This window comes from Pseudomonas sp. QS1027 (genome assembly GCF_002814235.1).
Taxonomy (GTDB): Bacteria; Pseudomonadota; Gammaproteobacteria; order Pseudomonadales; family Pseudomonadaceae; genus Aquipseudomonas.
Map to the genome: position 1 here is coordinate 314,745 of NZ_PHSU01000004.1, position 25,198 is coordinate 339,942.

The 25,198-nt window shown below is 62.1% G+C and carries 25 protein-coding genes (1 of these 25 running past the window's edge); 14 read left to right on the forward strand and 11 right to left on the reverse strand.

Features of this window, described 5'->3' with window-relative positions; all coding sequences use genetic code 11:
* Positions 1 to 2,236: the end of a non-ribosomal peptide synthetase gene (locus CWE01_RS05100; protein WP_100939443.1), read on the forward strand. Its footprint begins 15,539 nt before the window's first position; the window shows 2,236 of its 17,775 coding nt (coding positions 15,540–17,775); the start codon falls outside the window, past its left edge; the stop codon is at positions 2,234 to 2,236.
* A gap of 77 nt (positions 2,237 to 2,313) precedes the next feature.
* Here CWE01_RS05100 and CWE01_RS05105 read toward each other — a convergent pair whose 3' ends face one another.
* Positions 2,314 to 3,363 carry a LacI family DNA-binding transcriptional regulator gene (locus tag CWE01_RS05105; RefSeq protein WP_100939444.1) on the reverse strand — a complete coding sequence of 350 codons (1,050 nt, stop codon included), beginning with the start codon at positions 3,361 to 3,363 and terminating at the stop codon, positions 2,314 to 2,316.
* Between the two features lie 182 nt (positions 3,364 to 3,545).
* Between CWE01_RS05105 and CWE01_RS05110 the strand changes: the two genes are divergently transcribed.
* The 6 genes from CWE01_RS05110 to tauD all read left to right on the forward strand — a co-directional run bounded on the left by CWE01_RS05110 (position 3,546) and on the right by tauD (position 9,160).
* Positions 3,546 to 4,643 (forward strand): fatty acid desaturase family protein, encoded by a 1,098-nt coding sequence (locus tag CWE01_RS05110; RefSeq protein WP_100939445.1) that lies wholly within the window; start codon positions 3,546 to 3,548, stop codon positions 4,641 to 4,643.
* 42 nt (positions 4,644 to 4,685) lie between these two features.
* A complete protein-coding gene (locus tag CWE01_RS05115; RefSeq protein ID WP_100939446.1) occupies positions 4,686 to 5,006 on the forward strand; it encodes a MocE family 2Fe-2S type ferredoxin in 321 nt (106 codons plus the stop codon).
* A gap of 18 nt (positions 5,007 to 5,024) precedes the next feature.
* Positions 5,025 to 6,266: an NAD(P)/FAD-dependent oxidoreductase gene (locus tag CWE01_RS05120; protein ID WP_100939447.1), complete on the forward strand. Its 1,242-nt coding sequence runs from the start codon at positions 5,025 to 5,027 to the stop codon at positions 6,264 to 6,266.
* A gap of 1 nt (position 6,267) precedes the next feature.
* Positions 6,268 to 7,128, forward strand: coding sequence for a sugar phosphate isomerase/epimerase (locus CWE01_RS05125; RefSeq protein ID WP_100939448.1), 861 nt, complete (start codon positions 6,268 to 6,270; stop codon positions 7,126 to 7,128).
* Positions 7,129 to 7,346: 218 nt separating this feature from the next.
* Positions 7,347 to 8,333 (forward strand): taurine ABC transporter substrate-binding protein, encoded by a 987-nt coding sequence (tauA, locus tag CWE01_RS05130; protein ID WP_100939449.1) that lies wholly within the window; start codon positions 7,347 to 7,349, stop codon positions 8,331 to 8,333.
* 5 nt (positions 8,334 to 8,338) lie between these two features.
* The gene (gene tauD, locus CWE01_RS05135; protein WP_100939450.1) at positions 8,339 to 9,160 is read left to right on the forward strand and encodes a taurine dioxygenase; all 822 of its coding nucleotides are present in this window, start codon (positions 8,339 to 8,341) and stop codon (positions 9,158 to 9,160) included.
* A 10-nt stretch (positions 9,161 to 9,170) separates the two neighbouring features.
* Here the strand turns inward: tauD and CWE01_RS05140 are convergent, their stop codons facing one another.
* The gene (locus CWE01_RS05140; protein WP_218176791.1) at positions 9,171 to 9,584 is read right to left on the reverse strand and encodes a MarR family winged helix-turn-helix transcriptional regulator; all 414 of its coding nucleotides are present in this window, start codon (positions 9,582 to 9,584) and stop codon (positions 9,171 to 9,173) included.
* Between the two features lie 139 nt (positions 9,585 to 9,723).
* Between CWE01_RS05140 and CWE01_RS05145 the strand changes: the two genes are divergently transcribed.
* Positions 9,724 to 11,253 carry an FAD-dependent oxidoreductase gene (locus tag CWE01_RS05145; protein WP_100939452.1) on the forward strand — a complete coding sequence of 510 codons (1,530 nt, stop codon included), beginning with the start codon at positions 9,724 to 9,726 and terminating at the stop codon, positions 11,251 to 11,253.
* Positions 11,254 to 11,349: 96 nt separating this feature from the next.
* Here the strand turns inward: CWE01_RS05145 and antC are convergent, their stop codons facing one another.
* From antC to antA, 3 genes are read right to left on the reverse strand one after another with little or no spacing between them, the layout of a single operon-like run.
* A complete protein-coding gene (gene antC, locus CWE01_RS05150; RefSeq protein ID WP_100939453.1) occupies positions 11,350 to 12,381 on the reverse strand; it encodes an anthranilate 1,2-dioxygenase electron transfer component AntC in 1,032 nt (343 codons plus the stop codon).
* Between the two features lie 18 nt (positions 12,382 to 12,399).
* Positions 12,400 to 12,891: an anthranilate 1,2-dioxygenase small subunit gene (gene antB / locus CWE01_RS05155; protein WP_100939454.1), complete on the reverse strand. Its 492-nt coding sequence runs from the start codon at positions 12,889 to 12,891 to the stop codon at positions 12,400 to 12,402.
* Positions 12,888 to 14,297 (reverse strand): anthranilate 1,2-dioxygenase large subunit, encoded by a 1,410-nt coding sequence (gene antA / locus CWE01_RS05160; RefSeq protein ID WP_100939455.1) that lies wholly within the window; start codon positions 14,295 to 14,297, stop codon positions 12,888 to 12,890. Before antA ends, antB begins: the two co-directional genes overlap by 4 nt.
* Positions 14,298 to 14,565: 268 nt before the next feature.
* Here antA and CWE01_RS05165 point away from each other — a divergent pair, with 268 nt between their 5' ends.
* From CWE01_RS05165 to chrA, 4 genes are all read left to right on the forward strand, one after another.
* Positions 14,566 to 15,576 (forward strand): AraC family transcriptional regulator, encoded by a 1,011-nt coding sequence (locus CWE01_RS05165; RefSeq protein WP_100939456.1) that lies wholly within the window; start codon positions 14,566 to 14,568, stop codon positions 15,574 to 15,576.
* Between the two features lie 15 nt (positions 15,577 to 15,591).
* Positions 15,592 to 15,918, forward strand: coding sequence for a hypothetical protein (locus tag CWE01_RS05170; RefSeq protein WP_256346582.1), 327 nt, complete (start codon positions 15,592 to 15,594; stop codon positions 15,916 to 15,918).
* 114 nt (positions 15,919 to 16,032) lie between these two features.
* Positions 16,033 to 17,571: an ATP-binding protein gene (locus CWE01_RS05175; protein ID WP_100939457.1), complete on the forward strand. Its 1,539-nt coding sequence runs from the start codon at positions 16,033 to 16,035 to the stop codon at positions 17,569 to 17,571.
* 91 nt (positions 17,572 to 17,662) lie between these two features.
* The gene (gene chrA, locus CWE01_RS05180) at positions 17,663 to 18,877 is read left to right on the forward strand and encodes a chromate efflux transporter (RefSeq protein ID WP_256579310.1); all 1,215 of its coding nucleotides are present in this window, start codon (positions 17,663 to 17,665) and stop codon (positions 18,875 to 18,877) included.
* Positions 18,878 to 18,924: 47 nt separating this feature from the next.
* Here chrA and CWE01_RS05185 read toward each other — a convergent pair whose 3' ends face one another.
* The 3 genes from CWE01_RS05185 to CWE01_RS05195 are packed head-to-tail and all read right to left on the reverse strand — an operon-like array spanning position 18,925 to position 21,463.
* Positions 18,925 to 20,139 carry a pyridoxal phosphate-dependent aminotransferase gene (locus CWE01_RS05185; RefSeq protein ID WP_100939459.1) on the reverse strand — a complete coding sequence of 405 codons (1,215 nt, stop codon included), beginning with the start codon at positions 20,137 to 20,139 and terminating at the stop codon, positions 18,925 to 18,927.
* A complete protein-coding gene (locus tag CWE01_RS05190) occupies positions 20,136 to 20,798 on the reverse strand; it encodes an RraA family protein (protein ID WP_100939460.1) in 663 nt (220 codons plus the stop codon). The genes CWE01_RS05185 and CWE01_RS05190 overlap by 4 nt, the downstream gene beginning before the upstream one ends.
* Positions 20,795 to 21,463, reverse strand: a complete 669-nt coding sequence (locus CWE01_RS05195; protein ID WP_100939461.1) for an RraA family protein — start codon at positions 21,461 to 21,463, stop codon at positions 20,795 to 20,797. Before CWE01_RS05195 ends, CWE01_RS05190 begins: the two co-directional genes overlap by 4 nt.
* Positions 21,464 to 21,567: 104 nt before the next feature.
* Here CWE01_RS05195 and CWE01_RS05200 point away from each other — a divergent pair, with 104 nt between their 5' ends.
* Both CWE01_RS05200 and CWE01_RS05205 read left to right on the forward strand, forming a co-directional pair.
* Positions 21,568 to 22,461 (forward strand): LysR family transcriptional regulator, encoded by an 894-nt coding sequence (locus CWE01_RS05200; protein ID WP_100939462.1) that lies wholly within the window; start codon positions 21,568 to 21,570, stop codon positions 22,459 to 22,461.
* 148 nt (positions 22,462 to 22,609) lie between these two features.
* Positions 22,610 to 23,419 (forward strand): alpha/beta fold hydrolase, encoded by an 810-nt coding sequence (locus CWE01_RS05205; RefSeq protein WP_100939463.1) that lies wholly within the window; start codon positions 22,610 to 22,612, stop codon positions 23,417 to 23,419.
* 63 nt (positions 23,420 to 23,482) lie between these two features.
* On the opposite strand, the gene CWE01_RS05210 is transcribed toward CWE01_RS05205, so the two are convergent.
* From CWE01_RS05210 to CWE01_RS05220, 3 genes are read right to left on the reverse strand one after another with little or no spacing between them, the layout of a single operon-like run.
* On the reverse strand, positions 23,483 to 24,193 hold the full coding sequence (locus CWE01_RS05210) for an SDR family NAD(P)-dependent oxidoreductase (RefSeq protein WP_100939464.1): 711 nt from the start codon (positions 24,191 to 24,193) through the stop codon (positions 23,483 to 23,485).
* Between the two features lie 44 nt (positions 24,194 to 24,237).
* Positions 24,238 to 24,888 carry a DsbA family oxidoreductase gene (locus tag CWE01_RS05215; protein WP_100939465.1) on the reverse strand — a complete coding sequence of 217 codons (651 nt, stop codon included), beginning with the start codon at positions 24,886 to 24,888 and terminating at the stop codon, positions 24,238 to 24,240.
* Positions 24,885 to 25,100, reverse strand: a complete 216-nt coding sequence (locus CWE01_RS05220) for a 4-oxalocrotonate tautomerase family protein (RefSeq protein WP_100939466.1) — start codon at positions 25,098 to 25,100, stop codon at positions 24,885 to 24,887. Before CWE01_RS05220 ends, CWE01_RS05215 begins: the two co-directional genes overlap by 4 nt.
* Between the last annotated feature and the right edge of the window lie 98 nt (positions 25,101 to 25,198).

Consider the following 25,198-nt stretch of genomic DNA (forward strand, 5'->3'; position numbering starts at 1 on the left):
GTTGTCCCTGTGCCCGGGTGTGGGCGAGGTGGTGGTCGTCGCCCAGAGTCTCGAGCAGGGCGCGCTACGTCTGGTGGCGTACTTCACGCTTCAGGATCTCTCGCTCGACGGCGCCGGCTTGCGCGCGCAACTGCTGGCACGCTTGCCGGAATACATGGTGCCGAGCGCCTATGTCGGCCTCGACGCGCTGCCACTGACCCAGAACGGCAAGGTCGACCGCCGCGCGCTGCCGGTGCCGAGCCTGGAAGCCATGGCCGTTGCCACCTACCAGGCGCCGGCCACGGTGCTGGAAGAGCAGGTGGCTGCACTTTGGGCCACGGTGCTGGAGGTCGAGCGGGTCGGTCGCCACGACAGCTTCTTCGAGCTGGGCGGCCATTCCCTGTCGGCGATCCGCCTGGTCAGTCTGATGCAGCAGGCCGGGTTGGCATTGACCTTGGCCGAGCTGTTCCAGCACCCGAGTGTCGCGGCGCTGGCCGATCGGCTCGAACAAGGTTCGTTGCTACCGGCCGCCGGGCGGGAAGTGGTCACGGTGCGCGCGGGCGGTAGCGAGCCGCCGTTGTTCCTGGTCCATGACTTCACGGGCCTGGACAGTTATTTCCCGGTACTGGGCATGCATCTGGAAGGCGACTTCCCGATCCATGGCCTGCCCGGCACCGGCCCGGGCCAGCCGCAACTGCGCACGATGCAATGCCTGGCGGCACGCCTGGTCGAGCGTATCCGTGCCGTGCAACCCCACGGCCCCTACCGCCTGGCGGGTTGGTCATTCGGTGGGGTATTGGCCTACGAGGTGGCGACACAGCTGCTGGGCATGGACGAGCCGGTCAGCTTCCTTGGCCTGATAGACACCTATGTGCCGCGACTGGTCGACCAGGGCAAGGGGCGTTGGCAAGGGCCGGACCTGCTTGAACGGCAATTGCTGGCGCACTGTAGCGCGCACTGGAAAATCCAGGGCGAAGCAGGCATCACTCCGTTGGCACGTCTGGCGTCGATACTCGGGCAACCCGTCCTGCCGGACTTCGAGGCACTCCTGCGACTGTGCCGGGACGAGCAGTTGCTGTATCCGGAACTGGCCCAGGCGAGCGACTCGCAACTGCGGCACTACCTCGAACGGGAGGTGGCGCACGGGCATGCCCTGGCTCACTACCGGGTCGAACCGCTCAACCTGCCGGTGCACCTGTTCTGCGCGCAGCAGCGCGAACCGGCGCCGGCCGGCACCAGCCCGACGTTGGGCTGGGCCGAGGCGTTGTTGCCTGGGCAGGTGCAGTGCATCAGCGTGCCGGGCGATCACCAGAGCATGATGCAGGCGCCCCATGTTCAGGTCCTGGGCCAGGCCATCAGCCAGGCGCTGACCCTCGACGGCAACCCGCTCGACCCGGCGCCCGGCTACCAGCTGCTGCTGGCGATCCAGAGCGGGCAGGGTGGCCATGCACCGCTGTTCTGTGTGCCGGGTGCCGGCGACAGCGTCACCAGCTTTATCGGCCTGGCCGATGCGCTGGGCCCGGGCTGGCCGGTGTACGGCTTGCAGCCGCGCGGGCTGGACGGTCGCGGCGCTCCCCACAGTCGGGTGGAAGCGGCGGCCCACTGTCATGTGCAGGCCATTGAGGCGCTGTATCCGCAAGGCCCGTTGCACCTGGTCGGGCATTCCTTCGGTGGCTGGGCTGCCCATGCCATGGCGGTGATATTCGAGGCACGAGGGCGAGAGGTCGCTTCTCTGACCTTGATCGACAGCGAAGCGCCGGGTGGCGATGCATTGTGCGGTCAGCCCTACACCAGCACGGCGGTTCTGGAGCGACTGATCGAGGCGTTGCAACTGTCCAGCGGCAAATCCTTCGATCTCGAACCCCAGGCTTTCGCCGAGTCCGATCACGCCAGCCAACTGCATCTGTTGCAGGCGGCCATGGTCCGGGTCGGTCTGTTGCCACCCCGCTTGGCGCCACAGGCACTGCAAGGGATTGTCCGCACGTTCGGCAGTGCCTTGCGCACCCCGTACCGACCAGGACCGGGTTACACCGGCCCGGCAAGCCTGGTGCGGGTGGCTGACCCGAGCCTGGATGGCGTCGCCAACCAGCGTGAGCACGCGGCCATGGCGGCGGGCTGGCAGCAGCTGTTGCCACAGCTGGTGCTGTGGGACGGGCCGGGGAACCACTTCAGCATCCTCAAGGCACCCGACGTCTACAGTCTGGCCGCCTGGTGGTACGACGGGCAGGAGGTGGGGCTCGCGCGGACGCTGTCATGAAACCTTGATGGCGGGGCGAGACCCTGACCGGCCTTCGGGCCGGTCGGGGGGATGCCGTGGGACTGGAAAAAGGCCGATCAGCTTCGGGCGTTCTCCGAGGTCATGATCTGCAGGGGCACATGGATGCGTTGGCGAAGCGGGTCGAAGTCCGGCCGGGTTTGCAGCTCCACCATCAGTTCGACCAGTGCCTGTGCCAGCAGCGGTGGCTGGGAGTCGATCACCAGGCTGATCAGGCCTTGCTCCAGGGCTTGTCGCGAACGTTCGGTGGACTCCGGCAGGATGCTGCACAAAGTCGGTGGACGGGGTTGTTGCGCCAATGCACTGATGATCCCGTCGCCACCGCCGCCGACCACGCACAGGCCGCGCAGATCGTCATGGCGCGCCAGCAGGTCGAGGGTGACTTCCTCGGTGAGATCGTTATTGTCCAGGTTGATCACCGCCTCGAGCATTTTCAGCCCCGGCGCGTGCTGTGCCAGATAGCTGCGCAGCCCGTCGATACGGGCCTGGTGCCCGAGAAACCGGTGCCCACCGAGCAGCGCGGCAACGCTTCCCCGGCGCGCGCCGCAGGTGTGCGCCACCAGCCAGCCCATGGTGCGTCCGACTTCGTGATTGTCCTGGCCGACATAGGGCTCCTGGGCGGCTTCGTCGATATCCGAGAGCAGCGCGACCACGGGCACGCCGGCGGCGCGGATCTGGGCGATGCACGCGTTGATCAGCGGGTGGGCGAAGCTGACCACCGCCAGCCCGTCGCATTGCACCGCGAGTTGTTCGATCTGGGCCACGATGGCAGCGGGGCTGCGATCGAAGACGTAGTCGAACTGGCAACTCAGGTTGGCGTCGGACTGGTGTTGCGCCGCCGCATTGATCGCCGTTGCCAGGTTGCCGTAGAAGGCCTGGGCGGTGCCGAGCAGGAGAATGCCGAAGCGGTAGCTGGGACGCCGTTCGCGGATGCGTTGGCCGATCAACCGGGCGGCGAAATAACCGACGGCCTCGGCCGCCTGGAACACCCGCTCGGCGGTTTGCGGATTGACCGGCGCGCGGGCATTGAGCACCCGGTCGACGGTCGCGACACTCAGGCCGGCCTGCTCGGCGACGGTGGCGATGGTAGGGCGTACACGCGAATTCATGGCGGGCCTCAGGCGGGCCTTGATAGAAAACTATCAAGCGCTACTGGGAGCGGATGATAGCTTGATAGGGAATGAGTGCAAGGGATTGAGAGGGATTTCCCGGCTGCCTATATTTTCCCCAGCGATGTGATCCCACATCCAGGCAAGCGCCTGAAATCACCCAGCTTGTGGAGAATAAGAAGATGCCCGAACCCAGCGCGACCTTTGCCCATGCCTCCCGACCTTCCCCCCGTGACTATCGTCTGACCGGCCCCGAAGCCGCCCGCGCGGTGGAAAAGGGCCTGGCCTCGGGCCAATGGCATCAATCGCCGATACCGCGTAAACATCTCAAGGAACTGATGCAACGTCGCGACGGCCCGGCCTTGCGCGACACCGCGATCTGGTTGCTGGCACTGGCGGCGACGGGCTGGGGCGGCTACTGGTTCTGGGGTTCCTACCTGTGCATTCCGTTCTTCCTTGCCTATGGCGTGCTCTACGGTACGGCCGCCAATGCCCGTTGGCACGAAGCCGGTCACGGTACCGCCTTCAAGACCCGCTGGATGAACGATGCGGTCTATCAACTGGCGAGTTTCATGACCATGTTCGAGCCCCATGTATGGCGCTGGAGCCATGCCCGGCACCACACCGATACCATCGTCGTCGGCCGTGATCCGGAGATCGTCGAACCACGGCCGCCCAGCCTGCCGAAGATGTTCCTCAGCCTGTTTGCCCTGCCTCATGCCTACAAGACGTGGTGCTCGGTGGTACGGCATGCCCTGGGAGGGATGGACCCTGAGGAGAAGACCTTCATTCCCGAATCCGAGTGGCCCAAGGTGATCGCCTGTGCACGTATCTGGCTGGTCATCTATGGCCTGACCGTGGCGGCTGCGCTGTACCTGCAGAGTGTGCTGCCCCTGATGTTCATCGGCTTGCCAACCTTGTACGGCGGCTGGTTGTCCTACCTGTTCGGCCTCTCGCAACACGTTGGGTTGGCCGAGGACACCCTGGATCATCGCAGCAATTGCCGCACGATCCACATGAATCCGCTGCTGCGTTTTATCTACCTGAACATGAACTACCACCTCGAGCACCACATGTACCCGATGGTGCCGTACCACGCCCTGCCACAGTTGCACGAGGCGATCCGCAACGATTGCCCGCCGCCTTACACCAGCCTGCTCGCGGCGTTCAGGGAGATCCTCCCGACGATCTGGCGCCAGCGCAAGGACCCGGGTTATTTCGTTCAGCGGCCTGTCCCGCACCCTGCACAGGTTCCAGACCGGGCCCTGGTCACCAGCTGATACCGGCACCTTCCTTCATTCAGAACAACAAGAGAGATGGTCATGACAGATCAATGGATCGACGTATGCGCCGTGGACGATATCGACGAAGAAGATGTCATCCGCTTCGACCATGCCCAGCACAGTTATGCGGTCTATCGCTCGGCCGACAGCGAATTTTTCGCCACCGACGGGCTGTGCACCCACGAGTCCATTCACCTGGCCGACGGCCTGGTGATGGAGCATGTCATCGAGTGTCCCAAGCACAACGGGCGCTTCGATTACCGTTCCGGCAAGGCGCTGGGGGCGCCGGTGTGCGTCAACCTCAGGACCTACCCGGTGCGGGTCGAGGCGGGCCGGGTGCTGTTGGCCATTGCGCACTGACCGGACGGAGGCTCTGTCATGAATATTGGCAATGATCCACTGGTCATCGTCGGCGCCGGACACGCGGGTGGCCGGGCGGCCTTGACCCTGCGCAGCGAAGGTTACTCCGGACGCCTGGTCCTGATCGGCGATGAAGCCCATCCGCCCTACGAGCGTCCGCCGCTGTCCAAGGGCCTGCTGCTGGGAGCCCAGGCCCTGGGCGACTACAGCTTGAGCGACAGTTCGCAATTGGCCGGGCTGGAGATCGAGCACTTGCCGGGCATTCAGGTACAACGCCTGGATACCCAGGGGCATCGCCTGCAACTGGCTGACACGGGCTGGTTGTCCTATCGCCGCCTGCTGCTGGCCACTGGCGGTCGGGCGCGGCGCTTGCCCAATGTTCCCGAGCACTGGCGCAATGTGCTTTACCTGAGGACCCACGACGAAGCCATGGCCTTGCGTAATGGCTTGGGCCCGCAGACGCGACTGGTGATTGTCGGCGGCGGATTTATCGGGCTCGAAGTCGCGGCCAGCGCCCGGGCTCTCGGTTGCCACGTGACCTTGCTTGAAGCCGGTCCAAGACTGGCCGGGCGGGTGCTTCCGCAGCGTTTGTCCGAGGCATTGCTGGCCTTGCATCGGGGCCAGGGCGTGGATGTTCGCCTGGGTGTGGTGATCGAGTCCGTGGAGGGCGTCGAACAGGCTGAGGCGGTGCGTCTGGTGGATGGTCAGCGCTTGCCCTGTGATCTGCTGCTGGTGGGGATCGGCATGCAACCCAATATTGAACTGGCCAGGGCCGCGGGACTCGAGGTGGGGCAGGGGATCCGTGTCGATGCGCAACTGCGCAGCAGCGCGCCGGATGTCTTTGCCGCCGGGGACGTCTGCGAGTTCCGCCTGCATCCGCAAGGGGCTTTTCAGCGCCAGGAGACCTGGCGCAACGCCGAGGCCCAGGGCCGTCATGCCGCGCTCAACCTCTTGGGCGCCGAGCAGCCCTTCGAGATGATTCCCGGTTTCTGGTCCGATCAGTATGACTGGGGACTGCAGACCGTCGGGGTGATTGCCGGCAGCGAACCGAGTGTCAGCCGGTTACTTCCAGGGGGCGCTTTCCTGTTGTTCTACCTCGATGCCAAACGGCGTCTACAGGGGGCCTGCGCCTGGGGGCCGGGCAACAGCGTCGCCAAGGACATCAAGCTGTGCGAGCGCCTGATTGCCAGTCGAATCTCCCTGGATGTGCATCTCCTGGCCGATGCCGGCGAGCCTCTCAAACCCTTGTTGTGGAGTTGATATGCGTGAATTTCTGGTGTTTCAGTCCTTGTGGGCCATGCTCGATCATCGGGGTCAATGTGACCAGCCCCTGGAGGCGCAACTGGAGCGGATTGTCGCCGCCGGCTTCGATGGGGTCACCGACCATTTCTGGGTCGGGCCCCACGCGGCACGCCTGAGCGCCGCGGCCCGGGGGCTTGGTTTGCAGATCGAAGGCCAGGCCTTTCCGCGCACGGTGGATGACCTGGCGGCGGTGCTCGATGTGGCGTGTCGCCATGGCTGCCATCACCTCACCTTGCAGGCGGATGTGCGTCCGCGAACCCTGGCCGAGGCTGTTCGGTTGGTCGAGGGCTGGCAGCGGCTGGCCGAGCAGGTGGATTTTCCGATTCTCCTGGAAACCCATCGTTACCGGCTGACCAGTGACCTGCTGTTCACCCTTGATCTGCTCGCCGAGATGCCTGACCTCCAGTTGCTGGCTGACCTGTCCCACTATGTCGTTGGCCGCGAGCTGCCGGAGCCGCCCGCTGCCGAGGATGACGAGCAGATCCGGACGATCCTGCGCCATAGCTGGGGCTTCCATGGTCGCGTGGCCAGTTGTGAGCAGGTCCAGGTGCCCCTGAGTTTTGCTCAGCATCAAGCCGGGTTGGAGCGCTTCCTGGGTTGGTGGCGTTATGGGATCGAAGATTGGCTGAAGCGTCCGAATACCCCGGCCAGCCTGTCGTTCACCTGTGAGCTGGGGCCACCGCCGTACGCCATTACCGGCGCCGATGGCCGGGAGATCAGCAACCGTTGGGACGAGGCACTGATGCTCAAGGAGCAGATACGTCAGGTGTGGAATGACAGCCTCCAGCCCCGGCACAATGCCCGTCGCCTCGACCTGTGAGCCGGCGGGCACCCAGTGCAGGAAGGGTGGGGAAAAGCCGAAGGCGACTTCTCTAAGCTAATTCTAAAACGGTATTTAAAATATATCCTTTAGAACGTTTAGCCTAGTTACACCACGCCACCCCGTGGTTACGGTTAAACGCTCAGCACCTGCGTTTGCTCCGTAGCCCACGAGTGAAAAGTGGAGTCCCCCTTTTCAATTCGCAGGTCCATCACCTTATGAATGCCCTATCGTTTAGCCGCAAATTGATCACCCTGTTGGGGGTTGTCGGTATTTCCCTGAGTGCCCACGCGGCTGACTTGACCATCGGCTACATCACCGGCATCGACCCGACCAAACTGCCCATCGCCGAGGGCACGTTCGATAAGGCCATCGGTGAAAAAATCAGCTGGCGGCGCTTCGATGCCGGGCCGGCGGTGATTGCGGCGCTGGCGTCTGGTGACCTGCAAATCGGCAACCTCGGCTCAAGCCCATTGGCCGCTGCGGCCTCGCGCAAACTCCCGCTGGTGGCGTTTATCGTCACCTCGCAGATCAAAGGCTCCGAGGCCCTGGTGGTGCGCAACGGCAGCGGCATCAACGGCCCTCGGGATCTGATCGGCAAGACCATCGCCACACCGTTCGTTTCGACCTCCCACTACAGTCTGCTGGGTGCCCTCAAGCACTGGAACCTGGACCCGAGCAAAGTGAAGGTGGTCAATCTGTCTCCCGCGGAAATTACCGCTGCCTGGAAACGTGGCGATATCGACGGCGCCTTTACCTGGTCGCCGGCTTTGGGCGAAATCCGTAAAACCGGGACTATCCTCACCGATGCCGGTGAAGTCTCGAAATGGGGTTCGCCGACCTTCGAAGTCTGGGTTGCGCGCAAGGATTTTGCCGAGAAGCACCCGGAAGTCCTGAAAAAGTTCACCCAGGTCAGCCTGGCCGCGATTGCCGACTACAACGCCCATAAAGCGCAGTGGACCGCCGATTCCGAACAGGTCAAGACCATCGCGCGCTTTACCGGTGCCAACCCGGCCGATATCCCGGAACTGCTGGAAGGCTCGCATTTCCCGGACGCTGCCGAGCAGAAGTCCCCGGAGTTGTTGGGCGGTGGCACGGTTAAGGCCGTGGCGCAAACCGCTGAGTTCCTGAAGGAGGAGGGCAAGATCGAGAGCGTGCTGCCCGACTACTCGCCCTATGTCAGCGACAAGTACATCTCGGAATAATCAGCATGTCATTGACCATCCTCCCGATCAGCCCGGCATTGGGTGCTCAAGTCGATGGGCTGGACTTGAGCCAGCCACTCGATGACGCGAACCGCGACGCCATCGAGCAGGCGTTGCTCGAGCATCAGGTCTTGTTCTTTCGCAACCAGCCGATCACGCCGGCGCAGCAGAAGCAGTTCGCTGCCCGCTTCGGTGACTTGCATGTGCATCCGCTTTACCCGGACGTGGAATCACACCCGGAAATCCTGTTGCTCGATACCGCCGTGACCGACCTGGGGGACAACGCTGTCTGGCACACCGACGTGACTTTTCTGGCGGCGCCGGCCATGGGGTCCGTGCTGAGTGCCAAGCAACTGCCCGCCTATGGCGGGGACACGTTGTGGGCCAGTGGAATCGCGGCGTTCGAAGGGTTGTCGGCACCGTTGCAGACGCTGCTGGACGGTCTTACCGCAACCCATGACTTCAGCAAGTCGTTTTCCCTCGAACGCTATGGCAGCCTGGCGCGCTACGAACAGGCGCGCAAGGATCACCCACCGCTTTCACACCCGGTGGTGCGTACGCATCCGCGCAGTGGGCGCAAGGCACTGTTCGTCAATGACGGTTTCACCACGCGTATCAACGAACTGGAACCGGCGGAAAGCCAGGCCTTGCTGGCCTTCCTGTTCGGCCATATCAGTCGCCCTGAGTTCACCGTGCGCTGGCGTTGGCAAACCGGCGATATTGCCTTCTGGGATAACCGCATCACCCAGCATTACGCCGTCGATGACTATCGTCCGCAGCGGCGGGTGATGCATCGGGCAACCATTCTGGGGGATGTGCCGTTCTGATCGGACTCGATCAGTTGGCGCCCACCTGATCAGCCGAGCCGTCACCCTTGAGGTCGTCGGCAAACCTGCGCATCAGGCGCACCAGGTCATCCACATCCTGGTTGTCCCAGGTTGCGAAAATGGACTGCCCAAGCCTTTCACGGGCTTCATCGATCCGATCGGTCATCACCTTGCCTTTCTCGGTGATGACCGATTCACGGATGCGGCGATCGTTCGCGTTCGCCTGGCGGTCGACCAGGGCGAGGCTTTCCAGCTTCGCCACTTGCCGGCTGACCGTGGTGTAGTCGCGTCCTACGCGATCAGCCAACTCGACCACGCCGATAGGGCCCAGGCGCTCAACCAGAACCAGCAGCGAAAACAGCGCGCCTTCGAGGGAGATACCCGCTTCTCGGACCATTGCTTCGTCGCGCTGAGGGCGGTTCATGACGCCCACAATCTCAATCAGTGCCCCATGAAGCTCGCGAATTCGAGCATTAATATGTGTATTTTGCACATTTGTTGTTGACACTATTTTCCCTCGGGGCTAACACTTATATGTGCAAACTACACATATCGAGGTCGAGATGAAAGGGCAATGTGAAGTCGATGTACTGATCTGCGGTGCGGGGGCGGCCGGTTTGACGTTGGCGATCGATCTGGCGCGCAGGGGTATTTCCTTTCGCCTGATCGAGAAAATGAAGGGTCCATTCGGCGGCTCCCGCGGCAAGGGCATCCAGCCCAGGACCCAGGAAGTGTTCGAGGATCTCGGCATCCTCGACCGGCTCGTCGCGGCGGGCGGGGGATACCCACTGCAGCGGCATTACCGTGACGATGGCGGTTATACCGATTCTGATCTTATGGAACACAATGACCCGACGCCGGGCGAGCCTCATCAGTTGCCGCTGATGGTGCCGCAATTCCTCACTGAAGGGGTGATGCGCGAACGTCTGCTCGAACTGGGACAGCTACCTGAGTTCGGCTGTGAACTGGTCGGTTTCGAGCAGGATGCGGACGGCGTGACAGCGCGTCTTTCAGGCCCCGCCGGCGAACAGAGCCTGCGTGTGCGCTGGCTGGTGGGGGCCGATGGCGGTCGCAGTTTTGTGCGCACTGCGCTTGGCGTCGGTTTTCCGGGCAAGACCCTGGGGGTTCGCGCCGTCGTCGCCGATGTGCTGCTGACGGGGCTTGCGCGTGATGTCTGGCATTGCTTCAACGATGGTGACATGCAGCGGCAGATTTTTCTTTGCCCGCTCGCCGGGACCGCGATGTTCCAGATACAGGGGCCAATTCCACTGGATATCGACGTCGACCTTGGCGTTCAAGGGCTGACAGCCATGGTGGCCGAGCGTACAGGACGTAGCGATATTCAGATCCAGTCCGTGTCCTGGGCATCGGCCTACAACATGAACGCACGGCTGGCCGATCACTACCGCGTCGGTCGTGTGTTCCTCGTCGGGGATGCCGCTCATATCCATCCGCCAACCGGTGGCCAGGGCCTCAATACCAGCGTGCAGGACGCCTACAATCTTGGCTGGAAGCTGGCGGCAGTGGCGCAAGGGGCGCCCGATACCTTGCTCGATACCTATGAGGAAGAACGTCGACCGGTGGCGGCAGCGATGCTCGGGCTGGCGGCAAGGCTTCTCGATGCCCAGACCCGAGGCGAGATGCGCCGCGGCCGGGAAGTGCACCAGCTTGATATCGGTTATCCCGAATCCTCGCTAGCGCTGGGAAAGGCCGATGCTGCCAGCGGTGTGGTCGCCGGCGACCGTGCCCCGGATGCCCCGGTCCGGGGTGCCGCCGGTCAATCGAGCCGACTGTTCGAGCTGTTCCGAGGCGGGCACTGGACATTGCTCGGCTATCAGGTCGAGCGTGCTTCGGTGCAACCCCGCCCGGGCCTGCATATCCATGTCTTCGGCCTCCACGGCGACCTGATCGATGCGGGAGGCCACTTTTACGACGGCTACACCCCAGCGGTGGGCGATTGGTTGCTGGTGCGTCCGGACGGCTATATGGGGGCCATTGTCGCGGCCGGGGAAGTGGCGAGGCTGGAGGCCTACCTCGAGCAGGTCGGACTCGGTAGGGCAGTCACTGGTCATGCTGACCCCTTCAAGGGTTGAGGCTATCCTGGTGGGCCTACACCCCGAACACATTTCGGATCAGGGGCGCCGCCACACAGGGGAACGTCAGTCCGATGCCCCGTTGTGCGCTTGTTGTCAGGTCCCCGAGTTGCTGTCGACAAACTTCTCGTAATACAGATGGAAGCCGTCGACACGCTGTTCGGTCAACCACGTCTTGACCGCTTCTATCATCGGCGGCGGGCCGCACAAGTAGAGGTCGAACGGGTTGGCGTTCATGGCCTGGGGATCGAAGTGTTCGGGAATCCGCCCGGTCTTGCCTGGCCATTCCGGCGACGGCTGGCTGACCACCAGGTGATACTCGAAACCTTCGATACGGGCTCGATAATCCGCCAGGCGACTCAGTTCGCACAAATCAGTGTGCTGATTGACGCCATAGAACAGCTTGATGGGCTGCTGGCATCCGTTCCTGTCGGCAATCTCGTCGAGCATCCCGAGAAACGCCGAGAGCCCCGTGCCGCCGGCCACCATCACCAGCGGCTTGTTGACCTGGCGCAGATAGAAACTGCCCAGCGGGGCCTCCAACTCCAGCGCTTGCCCGGGCTCGCAACGCTCGCGGATAAAGTTGCTCATCATGCCATCCGGTAGCAGCCGAATAAGGAATTGCAGCTGATTGCCCGGGTTGGGCCGATTGGCGAACGAATAGGAGCGCCAGGCATCGGTGCCGGGTACCTTCAGGCGCGCGTATTGGCCGGGCAGGAAGTCCAGCAGACGCTCGCTGGAACTGGCGTCGACATGCAGGATCGCCGTGCTGCTGGAAACCTGCTCGACCTTGGCGATAACGGCCTGTAGGTGCTGGGTGGCGCCGGCATTGCACAGGCTTGAATCGAAGTCGAAGTAAAAGGACGCCGCGGATTGCACGCGGGTCTGGCACGAGAGCATCTTGCCTTGCGCCAGGTCGGTGTCGCTGAACACTTCGTCGTCGACATAGTCCTGCGTGTACTGGCCGGATTCGCAGCGCCCCTGGCACGTGCCACAGACACCTTCACGACAGTCCAGGGGGATCTTCACGCCGTTGCGCAGCGCGGCATCGAGCAGCAACTCGTTGGCCTTGACCTCGAAAAACGAGGTCTTGCCATCGGCAAAATTGAAAGCCACTTTGTGGTTCATCAGCCCGTACTCCGTGGCTTACAGATGGTAGAAATCGAGCACCGAATTGATCGTGTCGTTGAGCAGCAGCACATGCTTGCGGGCAATCTTCCAGCTCTCGCCGTCGGGCCGCAGGCGGTAGGTGGCGCGGCCGTAGAATTGCTCGGAAGTGGCCATGCGGTAGTACAGCGTCTGCCAGTTGAGCTTGACCTCCAGCTCATCGTTTTCCAGCGCCGCGATACGGATGTTGTTGAGCATGTGCAAGGTGCGTGGCATCGGGATGGTCGAAGCGGCCTTGCCGGTGCGCAAGCGGAATACCCGGTCTTCCAGGCCACCGCGGTTGGCATAGTAGATCAGCGACATGCCTTTCTTCGGGTCGGTGGTGTAGACGTGTTCCGAATCCCATTGCGGCAGGTGGAATTCGCTGTCCTCGCTGAACAGGTCGAGGTAGGCGTCCCAGTCCTGGGCATCGCACAGTTCGGCCTTGCGATAGAAAAACTGTTCAACACGGTATTGCAGTTGCGAATTCATGCCTGCACCTCGCGCAGTTGCAGGGGTTGCTCTTCGGCGGCCTTGCGCGCCAGGCCTTCGAGCAGGAAGCGCTGCCAGTTGCCGTGCTGGTTGACGTAGAGGCCTTCATGGGTGAACTCGGTACCGGTCAGGGCCGGTTGGATACCGAGGGTTTCGCTGTTGCGGGTCGGTCCGGTGACCCATTTGTCATGGCCGCGGGAGATATCGCTCCAGCGCTCCAGGCGAGCCTGGAAGCCGCGCTGGGCTTCACGGAATTCCACCAGATCGTCGGGGGTGCCGAGGCCGGAGACATTGAAGAAGTCTTCGAACTGGCGAATACGGTTTTCGCGATCGGCATCGGACTCGTCCTTGACCCCCAGGCAGAAGCTGTGGATCTCGGTCTTGTTCCAGGCCAGGGGACGAATGATCCGTAGCTGCGAGCTGATCTGGTCGAGGAAGAACATGCTCGGGTAGACGTTCAGGTTGCGCAGGCGATGCATCATCCACTCGGCCTTGTCCTGGCCATATTCTTCGACCAGGCGCGGCATGATGCTGGCGTAACCGGGGCGCACCGCCGGATTGGGCATGTCGCTGAACAGCAGGCTGTGGCCGTTGTTGAAGGAGAACCAGCCGTCGTCGGTCTCGGAGTCCCCGGCGCCCAGCTTGCTGTAGTCCAGGGTGTCGCCCGAGGCGGCGCCTTTCTCGGCGTTGACCTGCTGGCGATGCTGCACCGTGGCGACGTAGTTGTAGTGCACGGTGCTGACGTGATAACCGTCCAGGCCGTTTTCGTTCTGCAGCTTCCAGTTGCCGTCATAGGTATAGGACGATTTGCCGGGCAGCACTTCCAGCTCGCCAGTGGCCGACTGCGCCACCATCATGTCGAAGAACACCTTGGCGTCGCCCAGGTAGTCTTGCAGGCTGTCGCTGCCGTCGACATCAAGGCTGACGAATACAAACCCCTTGTAGCTTTCGATACGGGCTTTTTTCAGGCCGCGAGTGGCCTTGTCGAAGCCCTCGGGGTATTCACCCGGCGCCTTGACCTTGACCAGGCGGCCATCGCTCTTGTAGCACCAGGCGTGGAAAGGGCAGGTGAAGGTCGACTGGTTGCCCTTGCCGACGCGGGTCAGGGTGGTGCCACGATGCTGGCAGGCATTGATCAGGGCGTTGAGGCGGCCTTCGCCGTCGCGGGTGATGATCAGTGGCTGGCGACCGGCCCGCATCGTCATGAAGTCATGCTTGTGGGCGATCTCGCTTTCGTGACAGGCGTAGATCCAGTTTTTCTCGAAGATCAGCTCCATCTCGAGATCGAACAGTTCAGGTTCGGTGAACATTTCCCGGGCGATCCGGTAGATGCCCTCCACCGGACGGAAGTCCAGGCAACCCTGGATGAAGGTCTGCCATTGGGCGACGCTTTTCGAATAATGCATGAGTCGGTACCTGTTTCATCGGGCGAATCGGTACCTGCATTAAAAGTGGACGTCGACCTGTCGGTCTATCCGCATAGTTGGCGAAGACAGTCCGGAAATTTTGTGGCCGGTAATCGCCCACTAAATGTCGGAAACAAGGCCGCCTGCTCACGGGATGACACCCGCAGCCCGGCTATTGTGCAAGGATGACTTGGCGCGGGGATTGCTTCTTTACCCGCGAACGTGCCGTCAGAGCGCGTACCGATAAAAGCCTTGTTGAGTAACGCCGATGAGTAGCAAGCCCGAACATCATTTTCGAGACATCCATGCCGATCACTTCGATCTGGCAGGGGCGCATTCGTGGATGTCGACTATCTGTGGCCCCCATTTGCTCTATGCGAGCAAACCCGACAGCATTCAGTTCCACCACAGTGGCAACGTGCTCAAATCGATGTCGACCACCCTGGGCATCATCGAATACGGCACCGATGTCACGGTGGGGGTCACCGACCTCGACAGCTTCAACAGCTACAGCCTGAGCCTGCCGTTGAGTGGTGAGCAGGAACTGAGCAGGGGCGGGGTGTTGCTGCGCTCTGATCGTGACCAGGGTGTCATCGTTTCGCCCAACGAGAGCCAGCAACTGAGCATCACCGGCGACTGTCGCAAGCTGCAGGTGGTGATCACCCGCAGCGCGATGCGCAAGACCCTGGAAGACATGTTGCAGCATCCCCTGGACAGCGCCCTGCGTTTTGAGCCCGAAATGGATGCGGTGAGCGGGTCCGTTGCTTCGTGGTGGCGCACGGTCAGGCACTTTATCGAAGAGATGGAGCGCAGTGAGCTGTACGGCCAGTTGCTGTTCAATCGTGATCTGGAGAGTGCCTTGCTCAAGGGACTGATCCTGTCCCAACCGCATAACTATTCCGCTGAACTGCGCGAGCGCCTGGGGGTGAAACTGCCGCACTACCTGGTTCGTGCCAAGGACTTCATTCATGCCCATGCCCGTGATGTGCTGAACCTCGACGATATCGAGGCCGCCGCCGGGGTGTCGCGTTTCAAGTTGTTCGAAGACTTCAGGAAGTACTTCGAGATGTCGCCCATGGCTTACCTGAAAAAGTACCGCCTGATGGGTGTCCGCCAGGAAATCCTTGAAGATCGTTCGGCCCGCAATATCTCGCTGATCGCGATGGGCTGGGGCTTCAGCCACCTGGGGCGGTTTTCCTGCGAATACCGCAAGCTGTTCGATGAAACGCCGAGCATGACCCTGCAGCGGGTCGATGCCCGGCGTGACAGGTCCTTGTAAGCGTCACCTGTAGGCTTGTTCCCTTTTCTTACCCTGGACGGCCATCTGATGCTGGGCGCCTACGGCTGGGCCTACATGAAGCCCATTCGCAAGATCTACTACAACATGACGATTACCCTGGTATCGGTGGTGGTCGCCGTGGTCATCGGCACTATTGAGGCTCTGGGTCTGCTCTCGGACCAGCTCGCGCTCAAGGGGCCGCTGTGGGATGCCATCGGCAATCTCAACGATCACTTCGGTACCCTGGGCTACATCATCATCGGCATCTTTGTCGCCAGTTGGGCGCTCTCGGTATTGCTCTACCGCCTCAAGGGTTTTGACATGCTGGAGGTCAAACAGTAAGGCCAATTGAGTGGGTCGCGGGAAGGGAGGTCGATGTACGTGGTGCAGGGGGTGGTTTAGGTCATACTAACGGAGCCGATCCAAGGCAGTAGAAAAACAATATCGGAGGCCGTTATGCCTGACCAGCCCGCACTTCGAAGCCTGTTCGATGACAATCGTTTTCGTTTGTTGGTCGATGCCGTGATCGACTATGCGATCTACATGATTGACCCCCAGGGCACTATCGTCAGTTGGAACACCGGAGCCAGGCGATTCAAGGGGTATCTGGAAGCGGAAATCCTCGGTGCACACTTTTCCTGTTTCTACACCCCCGAAGACCGCCAGGCCGGATTGCCCGAACGGGCCTTGAATACCGCCATCGTCGAGGGGCGGTTCGAGGGCGAGGGCTGGCGGGTGCGCAAGGATGGCACACGCTTCTGGTGTCATGTGGTCATCGATCCGATTCGCGATCCAGAGGGCAACCTGCTCGGTTTCGCCAAGATCACCCGCGATATCAGTGACACGGCCGAAGCACAAAAGGACTTGAAATTGGCGCGTGAGGCGTTGTTCCAGTCGCAAAAGCTCCAGGCCGTCGGTCAACTCAGTGGCGGTGTCGCCCATGATTTCAACAATCTGCTGACCGTTATCCAGGGTAACCTCGAATTGCTGCGCAAACGCGTCGATGGCGACCCGAAGCTCTCGCGGCTGGTGGATAACGCGCTGCTCGGGACCGAACGTGGTGTATCGCTGACCCAGCGGATGCTGGCCTTCGCCCGGCGCCAGGAACTCAAGACCGAGGCGGTGCAACTGCCTCGGTTGGTGGACAATCTTTTCGACCTGCTCTGCAGTTCGGTGGGGGACCAGGTGACGGTTCGGACTGAGCTGACGGAAGGATTGCCAGCGGTGCATGTCGACATCAACCAGTTGGAGCTGGCCTTGCTCAATCTGGTGAGCAACGCCCGCGATGCGATGCCGGCTGGCGGCACTATTTCGATCAAAGCCGAGGTCCGCGACAAGCTCGCTACGCTGGTGCACGATCAGTACGTGTGCCTGTCGGTTGTCGACGATGGCGAAGGTATGGATGAACAGACCCTGGCCTACGCAGCAGATCCCTTCTTCACCACCAAGGGGGTGGGCAAGGGCACCGGACTTGGGCTGTCGATGGTCCATGGGTTGGCGGAACAGTTGGGCGGTCGACTGGTGCTGAAAAGCAGCAAGGGCCAGGGCACCACGGCCGAACTCTGGTTGCCGGTGGACACCGGGGCCGCTCCGAGACTGCCGTTGCCAACAGAGGACAGGCACAGGTCGCTGTTCAAACCCATGACGGTCCTGGTGGTCGACGATGACAGCCTGGTGCTCAACAGCACCATGTTGTTGCTCGAGGACCTGGGGCATCAGGTGATTGGTGCGGCTTCCGGTCTGCAGGCCCTGCAATGCTTCGGGCAATACCCCGGCATCGACCTGATGATCACCGACGTGGCCATGCCGCAGATGAATGGGGCCGAGTTGGCCGAGGTCGTGCGAAAACTCTACCCCGAACTGCCGATCATTCTGGCCACCGGGTATGCCCAGCATCTGGACGGTCTGGCCGCCAGGCTACCGCGGATCCTCAAGCCCTACAGCCAGTCGCAACTGATGGAAGCCCTGGCGCAGGTGCAGGTCATGGGTGGATAAGAGGTGTTCGATGAGCAGTCCCCGATAGTAAAGTTGCGCCTGAATGAGATCAGCGAGCAAACGACAGCCGCGACTTCGGGGAGCCTGCACATTGTCAGCAGCCAGTAGCACCAAGGGGGGCAGACCCGACTCTGCATGGACAGTGTTTCTGGTGTTCCTGCGCCTGGGGCTGAGCTCTTTCGGCGGGCCGATCGCGCATCTGGGTTACTTTCGCGAGGAGTTCGTGGCTCGGCGCCAATGGCTCAGCGAGCAGAGTTATGTCGATCTGGTCGCCCTGTGTCAGTTTCTTCCAGGACCTGCCAGCAGCCAGGTCGGCATCGGGGTAGGGCTGTCGCGTGCAGGATTGGGCGGGGCTTTCGCGGCATGGGCAGGGTTTACCTTGCCCTCGGCTATCGTCCTGGTCCTGTTTGCCCAGGGGATGTCCACTTGGGGAAGTGCATTGCCCAGTGGCCTGCCGCACGGTCTCAAGATCGTCGCGGTGGCCGTGGTGGCTCAAGCCGTCTGGGGCATGGCGCGCACTCTTTGCACCGATGTGCCCCGGGTGACCATTGCTGCGCTCGCGGCCTGCGCCGCCTTGCTGTGGCCCAACGCCTGGGGACAGATCGGGGTGATCGCCTGTACCGCCGTCATCGGTTTGCTGCTGTTCAAACCCGCTCAGGGTCAAGCGGCGGAGTCTTTGCCGATCTCGGTCAGCCGGACAGTCGGGGTGATCTCGCTGGTGCTGTTCTTCAGCCTGCTGGTTGGCCTGCCGTTGGCGATCGAGGTCTGGCCTTCATCCGCGCTTGCCATGGTGAACGCCTTCTACCGTGCCGGTTCGCTGGTATTTGGTGGTGGGCATGTGGTGCTGCCGTTGCTTCAGGCGGCCACGGTGCCCAATGGTTGGGTCGCCAATGACACGTTTCTCGCCGGCTATGGCCTGGCGCAGGCGGTGCCGGGCCCACTCCTGACCTTTTCGGCTTTTCTCGGCGCCTCCATGAGCGTCCAGCCTTCCGGTTGGGCGGGCGCTACGCTGTGCCTCATCGCTATTTTCGTGCCTTCGTTCCTGCTGGTGATCGGTGTGCTGCCATTCTGGGAGCCACTGCGCCACAGCGTGCGCACCCGGGCGGCGCTTGCGGGGGTTAACGCGGGGGTGGTCGGGTTGCTCCTGGCGGCCTTGTACAACCCGGTCTGGACCAGCGCAATCTTCAAGCCCGAGGATTTCGGGCTGGCGTTGCTGGCCCTGGTCGCCTTGATGTTCTGGAAGGTTCCGCCCTGGTTGGTGGTGCTGGGATGTGGCTTGCTGGGAGGCTTGCTGAGCATCGTATGAACGTGGACGCCAGTGCCAATGACACTGGCGTCGCTGGACATGCTGGATCAGCGCAAGGCGCTGCAAAACCGCTGAATGGCTTCGCAAGCCTGGCGCAAGGAGGCGTCATCCAGCGCATAGGCGATGCGGATGTAGGGGCCGAGCCCGAACGCGCTGCCCTGCACAACGGCGACATCCGCTTCATCCAGCAGGGCATGGGCGACCTCTTCATCGCTGTGCAGTACTCGCCCTGCGGGTGAGGTGCGACCCATCAGGCCGGCGCAAGAGGCAAAGGCATAGAACGCACCCGCCGGACTCTCGCATGCCAGTCCCGGTATGTCATTCAGCAACGCCACCATCCAGTCGCGACGGCGCTGGAAAACTGCCCGGCTTTCGTGGATGAAATCCTTGGGGCCTTCCAGCGCCGCGAGTGCCGCCTGCTGTGAAACCGAACTCGCTCCCGAGGTCTGCTGCCCTTGCAGTTTTTCCATGGCCGCCAGCAACCAGCGTGGCCCCGTGGCAAAGCCGATGCGCCAGCCGGTCATGGCATAGGCCTTGGATACACCGTTCATGGTCAGGGTCCGCGGTGCCAGCCTTGGCTCCACCTGGGCCAGGGTATGGAACGCCTGATCGTCGAAGATCAGGTGTTCATAGATATCATCGGCCAGGATCAGTACCTGGGGATGGGCCAGCAACACAGCGGCCAGCGCCTGGAGCTCCTCCCGGCTGTACACCGCACCGGTGGGATTGGACGGCGAATTGAGGATCAGCCAGCGGGTCTGCGGCGTGATCGCGTCATTCAGTGCCGAGGCGGTCAACTTGAAGCCGGTATCGGCATCGCAGACAACGATCCGCGCTTCACCGCCGCACAGCTGGACCATCTCCGGGTAACTGACCCAGTAGGGCGCGGGCACTATGACTTGATCGCCCTCGTTCAGCGTGGCCGCCAGGGCGTTGTAGATCACCTGTTTGCCGCCGTTGCAGACCAGGGTGTCCTGCCAGGTGACGTCCAGGCCGTTCTCTCGCCGGAACTTGGCCGCCACCGCTTCACGCAGCGAACGGACACCGGCGACCTGGGTGTAGCGGGTGTGGCCGTGCTCGATGGCATCAATGGCCGCAGCACGCACATGCTCGGGCGTATCGAAGTCCGGTTCGCCCGCGCAGAGTGAAATGATCGTTGCGCCTTGTGCCCGCCGTTCCGCCACCCGGTCCATGATCCGGTAGGTCGCCGAAGGTTGCGCGCTGGCCAGGCGTTGGTTCAGCCGTTGAATATCGATGCTCATACCTTCCTCTGCAGGTTGTGATAACCGAGTGCGGCCCTGGCTTCTTTCAGGGTTTTGCCTTGGCTGATCAGGGCGCGAATCCCGGCTTCGACCGTTTCGATCTGGCGGGCACAGGCTGCCACTTCGGCGGCACGGGCACGGGGCACGATCACCACGCCGTTGGCATCGGCGACCACGATGTCGCGGTCGCAAACCCGCGCCGTGCCGATGGACACCGGCTGGCGGGTCGACTGGACCTGTACGCGGTCCTTGCCGGTGCGCATGAAGCGGCCCTTGCTGAAGATCGGATAGCCGTCCCCCAGCGCCTTGTTCACGTCTCGGCAAACACCGTCGATGACGGTACCGGCAATCTGTCGTGTGCCGGCGTACTGGGTCATGATGTCGCCCCAGACTGTGCAGTCGGTGCGGCCGTCGTTGGCCATGACCACCACGTCACCGGGCGCCACGTCCTCGATGAAATCACCCACGGTGCCGGGCGGCACGCTCGCCGACACGTACTGCACGGTGAACGCCGGACCGACGATCACCGCGCGGTAGTTGTCCAGGGGCGCGATGCCGAGGCATTGGCCGGGCAGGCCGAGCTTGTCCATGGCGTCGGACACGCCCGGGGTGTCCAGGCCTTCGAACAGGGCAACCAGTTGCCGATCTTCAAGATTCATCGCGCGGGCTCCACGTAGATGGCTTCGAACTGGGTGTCATGCATCACCTCGGCCACCGAACGACCGCTGCGCACGGCCTCGACCATGCCGTCCTGGCGACGGGCAATGCGTTCGCCAAGGTCGATCACCTTCTCGATATGGGGAGAGGAGATGAACAGCGTGCCGCAGTTGTCGGCGATCACATAATCGTCCTCGCTGACGTCGACACCAGCCATGTTGATCGTCACGGCTGCATCGATCTGCACCACGCGATTGCGCGCGCTGATCATCGTCACTCCACGGCCGTAGACCGGGTAGCCAATCGCTTCGCTGCCGTCGATGTCGCGACTGAAACCGTCGATCACCGTGCCGCGCACCTGCTTGGCGGATGCGGCATTGGCGAGGATATCGCCCCAGCAGGAGATGCCTTCGAGGCCGCCGGCAATCACCAGCACCCGATCGTCGCTGTCGATCTGTTCGACCACTGGTGTGATCAGGTGCACGCTCGGCGCTTTATCGGACTTGGGGGCCAGCAGTACGGTACTGGCCCGTCCGACGATTTTCGGGCAGTTCCACAGCGGACGCAGCCCGACCGTGGCGCCGGGCAGGCCGAGGAAATCGAGCGCATCGGACACGGTGTTGGTGTCCAGCGCCGCCAAGCGTTCCAGCAAACTCTTGTGGGTCATGGGGGAGCCCTGTGGTGACGGAGGCGCCCAGTTTCGGTGAGGAAGTTTGATAGGTATATTACTAATCACAGAAGCGTTAGATACGCTGAACCTATGGATTAGCCATGATCAATTTTCGTCTGATTCGTCACCTCTGGTTGTTCCTGGCGGTGGCCGAAGAGCAGAATTTCGGCCGCGCCGCCAAGCGTCTGGGCATGTCCCAGCCACCGCTGAGCGAGCAGATCCAGGTCCTGGAGCAGGCCCTCAAGGTCACGCTTTTCGAACGCTCGCGACGCGGGGCGAAACTGACCCCGGTCGGGGCCGCGATCCTGCCGGCGGTACGCAAGTTCGCCGAGCAACTGGAGCGCCTGGAACTGGCCGTGGAAGAGGCGGTGGCGGGGCAGTCGGGCCTGCTGACCATCGGCGCGATTTCAACGGCCATGTTTGACGTGTTGCCGGGCTTGATCGAACAACTGAAGCGTGAATACCCGCACCTCACGGTGTCGGTGCGGGAAATCGACAGCGTTGAAGCCGTCCCGGCGCTGGAGGCCGGGGATATCGACCTGGCGTTTGCCCGTCTGGACGGTGATCTGGGGGCTTCGATCCGGTCACTGCCATTGACGGAAGATCGGCTGGTGGTGGCGCTGCCCGGTGACCATCCATTGGCCTCGCGCTCGCGAGTCAGCCTGTCGAGCCTGGCCAATGAGCCCCTGGTGATGTTTTCCCGAAAGGTCAGTCCGGTGTATTTCGACAACTTGATTGCGACCTGCCGGGCCAGTGGTTTTTCCCCGCGTGTACTGCATGAAGTGCGCTCGGTCGCTTCGCAGATCGCCTTTGTCAGCTATGGCCAAGGTATCGCGCTGGTGCCGGCGTCATTGAAAAAGCTGGCCCCCGCCAATGTGGTGTTTAGGCCGCTGAGCCAGAAGTTGCAGGTGGTTACCACCGCGATGGCCTGGAATACCAGCCGGCCCAATCCATTGGTAGAAGCGCTGGTCACCCGGTTTCGGGCCAAGGTATGACCGGGGTGTTTGCGAGGTCGATAGGTTTTGCGTATGAAAACCTTCCTCAATGAGGAATTTACAGAAGGCCTGATTTCCTCGAAATTGCCGCCTGTGCCGTCGGCAGCCCGCGTCTGGGCGGCAATCTTTCGTTCAAGGAGTCATTAACGTGCCCTCAGCAGAAACGTTCACCCACACGCAGCTCCCCCTGACGGTAGAGGGGGTTCAACTGAACGTCGCCGCCATCTGTCGTGAGGGGGCCTTGGCGCCCATTGTCTTCCTGCATGGCTTTGGCTCGACCAAGGAAGACTACGCCGACATCGTGCAACAGGCGGCCTTTGCCGGGCATCCCTTTGTCGCCTATGACGCGCCGGGTTGCGGCGAAAGCCAGTGCAGTGATCTGTCGCGGATTTCCATTCCTTTCCTGCTGCAGACGGCGTTGCAGGTACTGGAGCATTTCGATATCGAGCGCTTCCATCTGGTCGGCCACTCCATGGGCGGACTCACCGCGTTGATGCTGGCCCATCAGTTCCCAGGGCGGATACTCAGCTTTGTCGATATCGAGGGCAATATTGCCCCGGAAGACTGCTTTCTCAGCCGGCAGATCGTCGACTATCCGGCGGACGATCCCGAGGTTTTTTTTGCCGCGTTTATCGAACGTACCCGCCAGGCTCCGGCGTATGCCAGTGCGCTGTATTCGGCCAGCTTGCGGCACAAGGTCCGGGCCGGTGCGGTGCGCGGGATCTTCCAGTCAATGGTCGAGCTTTCCGATAACGCCGACCTGATGGGCAAATTCCTCGGTCTGAAATGCCCCCGTATGTTCATGTATGGCGAGCAGAACGCCTCGCTGTCCTATCTCTCGCATATCCAGGCCGAAGGCGTGCGGCTGGCGCCCATTGCGCAGTGCGGGCACTTCCCCATGTATTCCAATCCGATTGCGATGTGGCAGCAGATTGCCGATTTCCAGAGTGGTGGCTAAGCGACCTGCAACCCAAACGCCCCGAAGCCTGAAGGTCGGGGCGTTTGTATTCAGCCGAGTCTCTTAGTGTCCGGCACTCTGCCCACCATCCACATGGAGGATTTCACCGGTGACAAAGCCGGCGGATTCCAGGTAGACAATCGCCTGGACGATATCGCCGGTTTCCCCCATCCGCCCAACCGGATGCAGGCGGCCCAGCGCTTCATGGGTTTCTTCGGCATGCATCGGGGTCTTGATGATCCCGGGGCTGACCGCATTGACCCGGATCCCGCGCTTGGCGTACTCGATCGCCAGGGACTTGGTCGCCGAGTTGAGCCCGCCCTTGGTCAGCGATGCGAGCACCGACGGCACCCCGTCAATGGCGTGATCCACCAGGCTGGTGGTGACGTTGACGATATGGCCCTTGCCTTGTTTTTCCATTTCGGTAATGGCCAGCTGGGTGATGTAGAAGAAACCATTCAGGTTCACCGCCAGCACGTTGACATAGTCTTCGTGGGTGTAGCCGGTGAATGGCTTGGCGATGAAGATCCCGGCGTTGTTGATCAGGCTGTCGATGCGGCCAAAACGGGCGACACCTTCACGGATGACGCGCTCGGCGGTGGCCGGGTCGGCGATGTCGCCGACGACCGTGAGGATGTCCGGATCAGTCGACGGCTTGACCGAACGGGCAGTGGCGACCACCCGGTAATCGAGATCACGGTAGGCCTTGACCAGTGCAGCGCCGATCCCTTGGGACGCGCCGGTAATCACAACGACTTTTTTTGCAGTGCTCATGACAAAACCTCTATAGGCGGATAAGTGGGGTAGGGCGTGATGTATCAAGGGGCGGCGTGGGCGATTTCCCGCAGCATCTGTTCGTAGTACTCGACCGATTGCGAACCGGACACCAGATGGCGGCCGTTGAGGATCATCGCCGGCACCGAGTTGATGCCGCGTGCGCGGTAGAAATCCTCAAGTTCACGGACTTCGTCGGCGAATTCGCCTGAGGCCAGCACTTCACGGGCCCGATCTGCTTCCAGGCCCGCGTCAGCTGCCAGACGCACCAGGGTTTCGCGGTCGCTCGGGTTCTGGCCGTCGCTGAAATAGGCGCGCAGCAAGGCTCTCTTCAGTTCGAGCTGCCGTCCTTCCTGCAAGGCCCAGAGCAACAGGCGGTGGGCATCGAAGGTGTTGTAGAAATGGCTGCGTTTTTCCAGGTCGAACTGAAAACCGATGGCCTGGCCACGGGTCATCAGCATCTGCTTGCCGGCGGCGACTTCCTCGGCGCTGCGCCCGTATTTGCGCATCATGTGCCGGACCGCGTGTTCGCCTTCGGCGGGCATGTCCGGGTTCAGTTCGAAGGGTTTGAAGGTCAACTCGACCGGGACTTCACCGGCCAGGTTGGCGATCGCCTGCTCCAGGGCCGTCACGCCCAGGGCGCACCAGGGACAGACCACATCGGAGATGAAGTCGAGCTTGACCGGCGCGCTCATGACGGGTTCTGCGCCAGTTGCTGGCGGTATTGGGTGGTGCTGATACCGGCGTAGCCCCAGTTATCGGTGTCGACTTCCTCGATCACGATATGGGTCAGGTCCGGGCGTTTGTTCAGCACCCGTTGCAGGGTTTCAGTGATTTCAGCAATCACCTGGGCTTTCTGCTCCGAGGTGACGCCATCGCGGGTTATGCGCACGCTGACAAAAGGCATGACAAGTCTCCAGTGGCCTGCCCATCGGCATGATGGCAGGCAGTGGAGTCAATCTATTGTGTTGCGATGGATGGATAAAGGTGGTGAGAAGAACATCA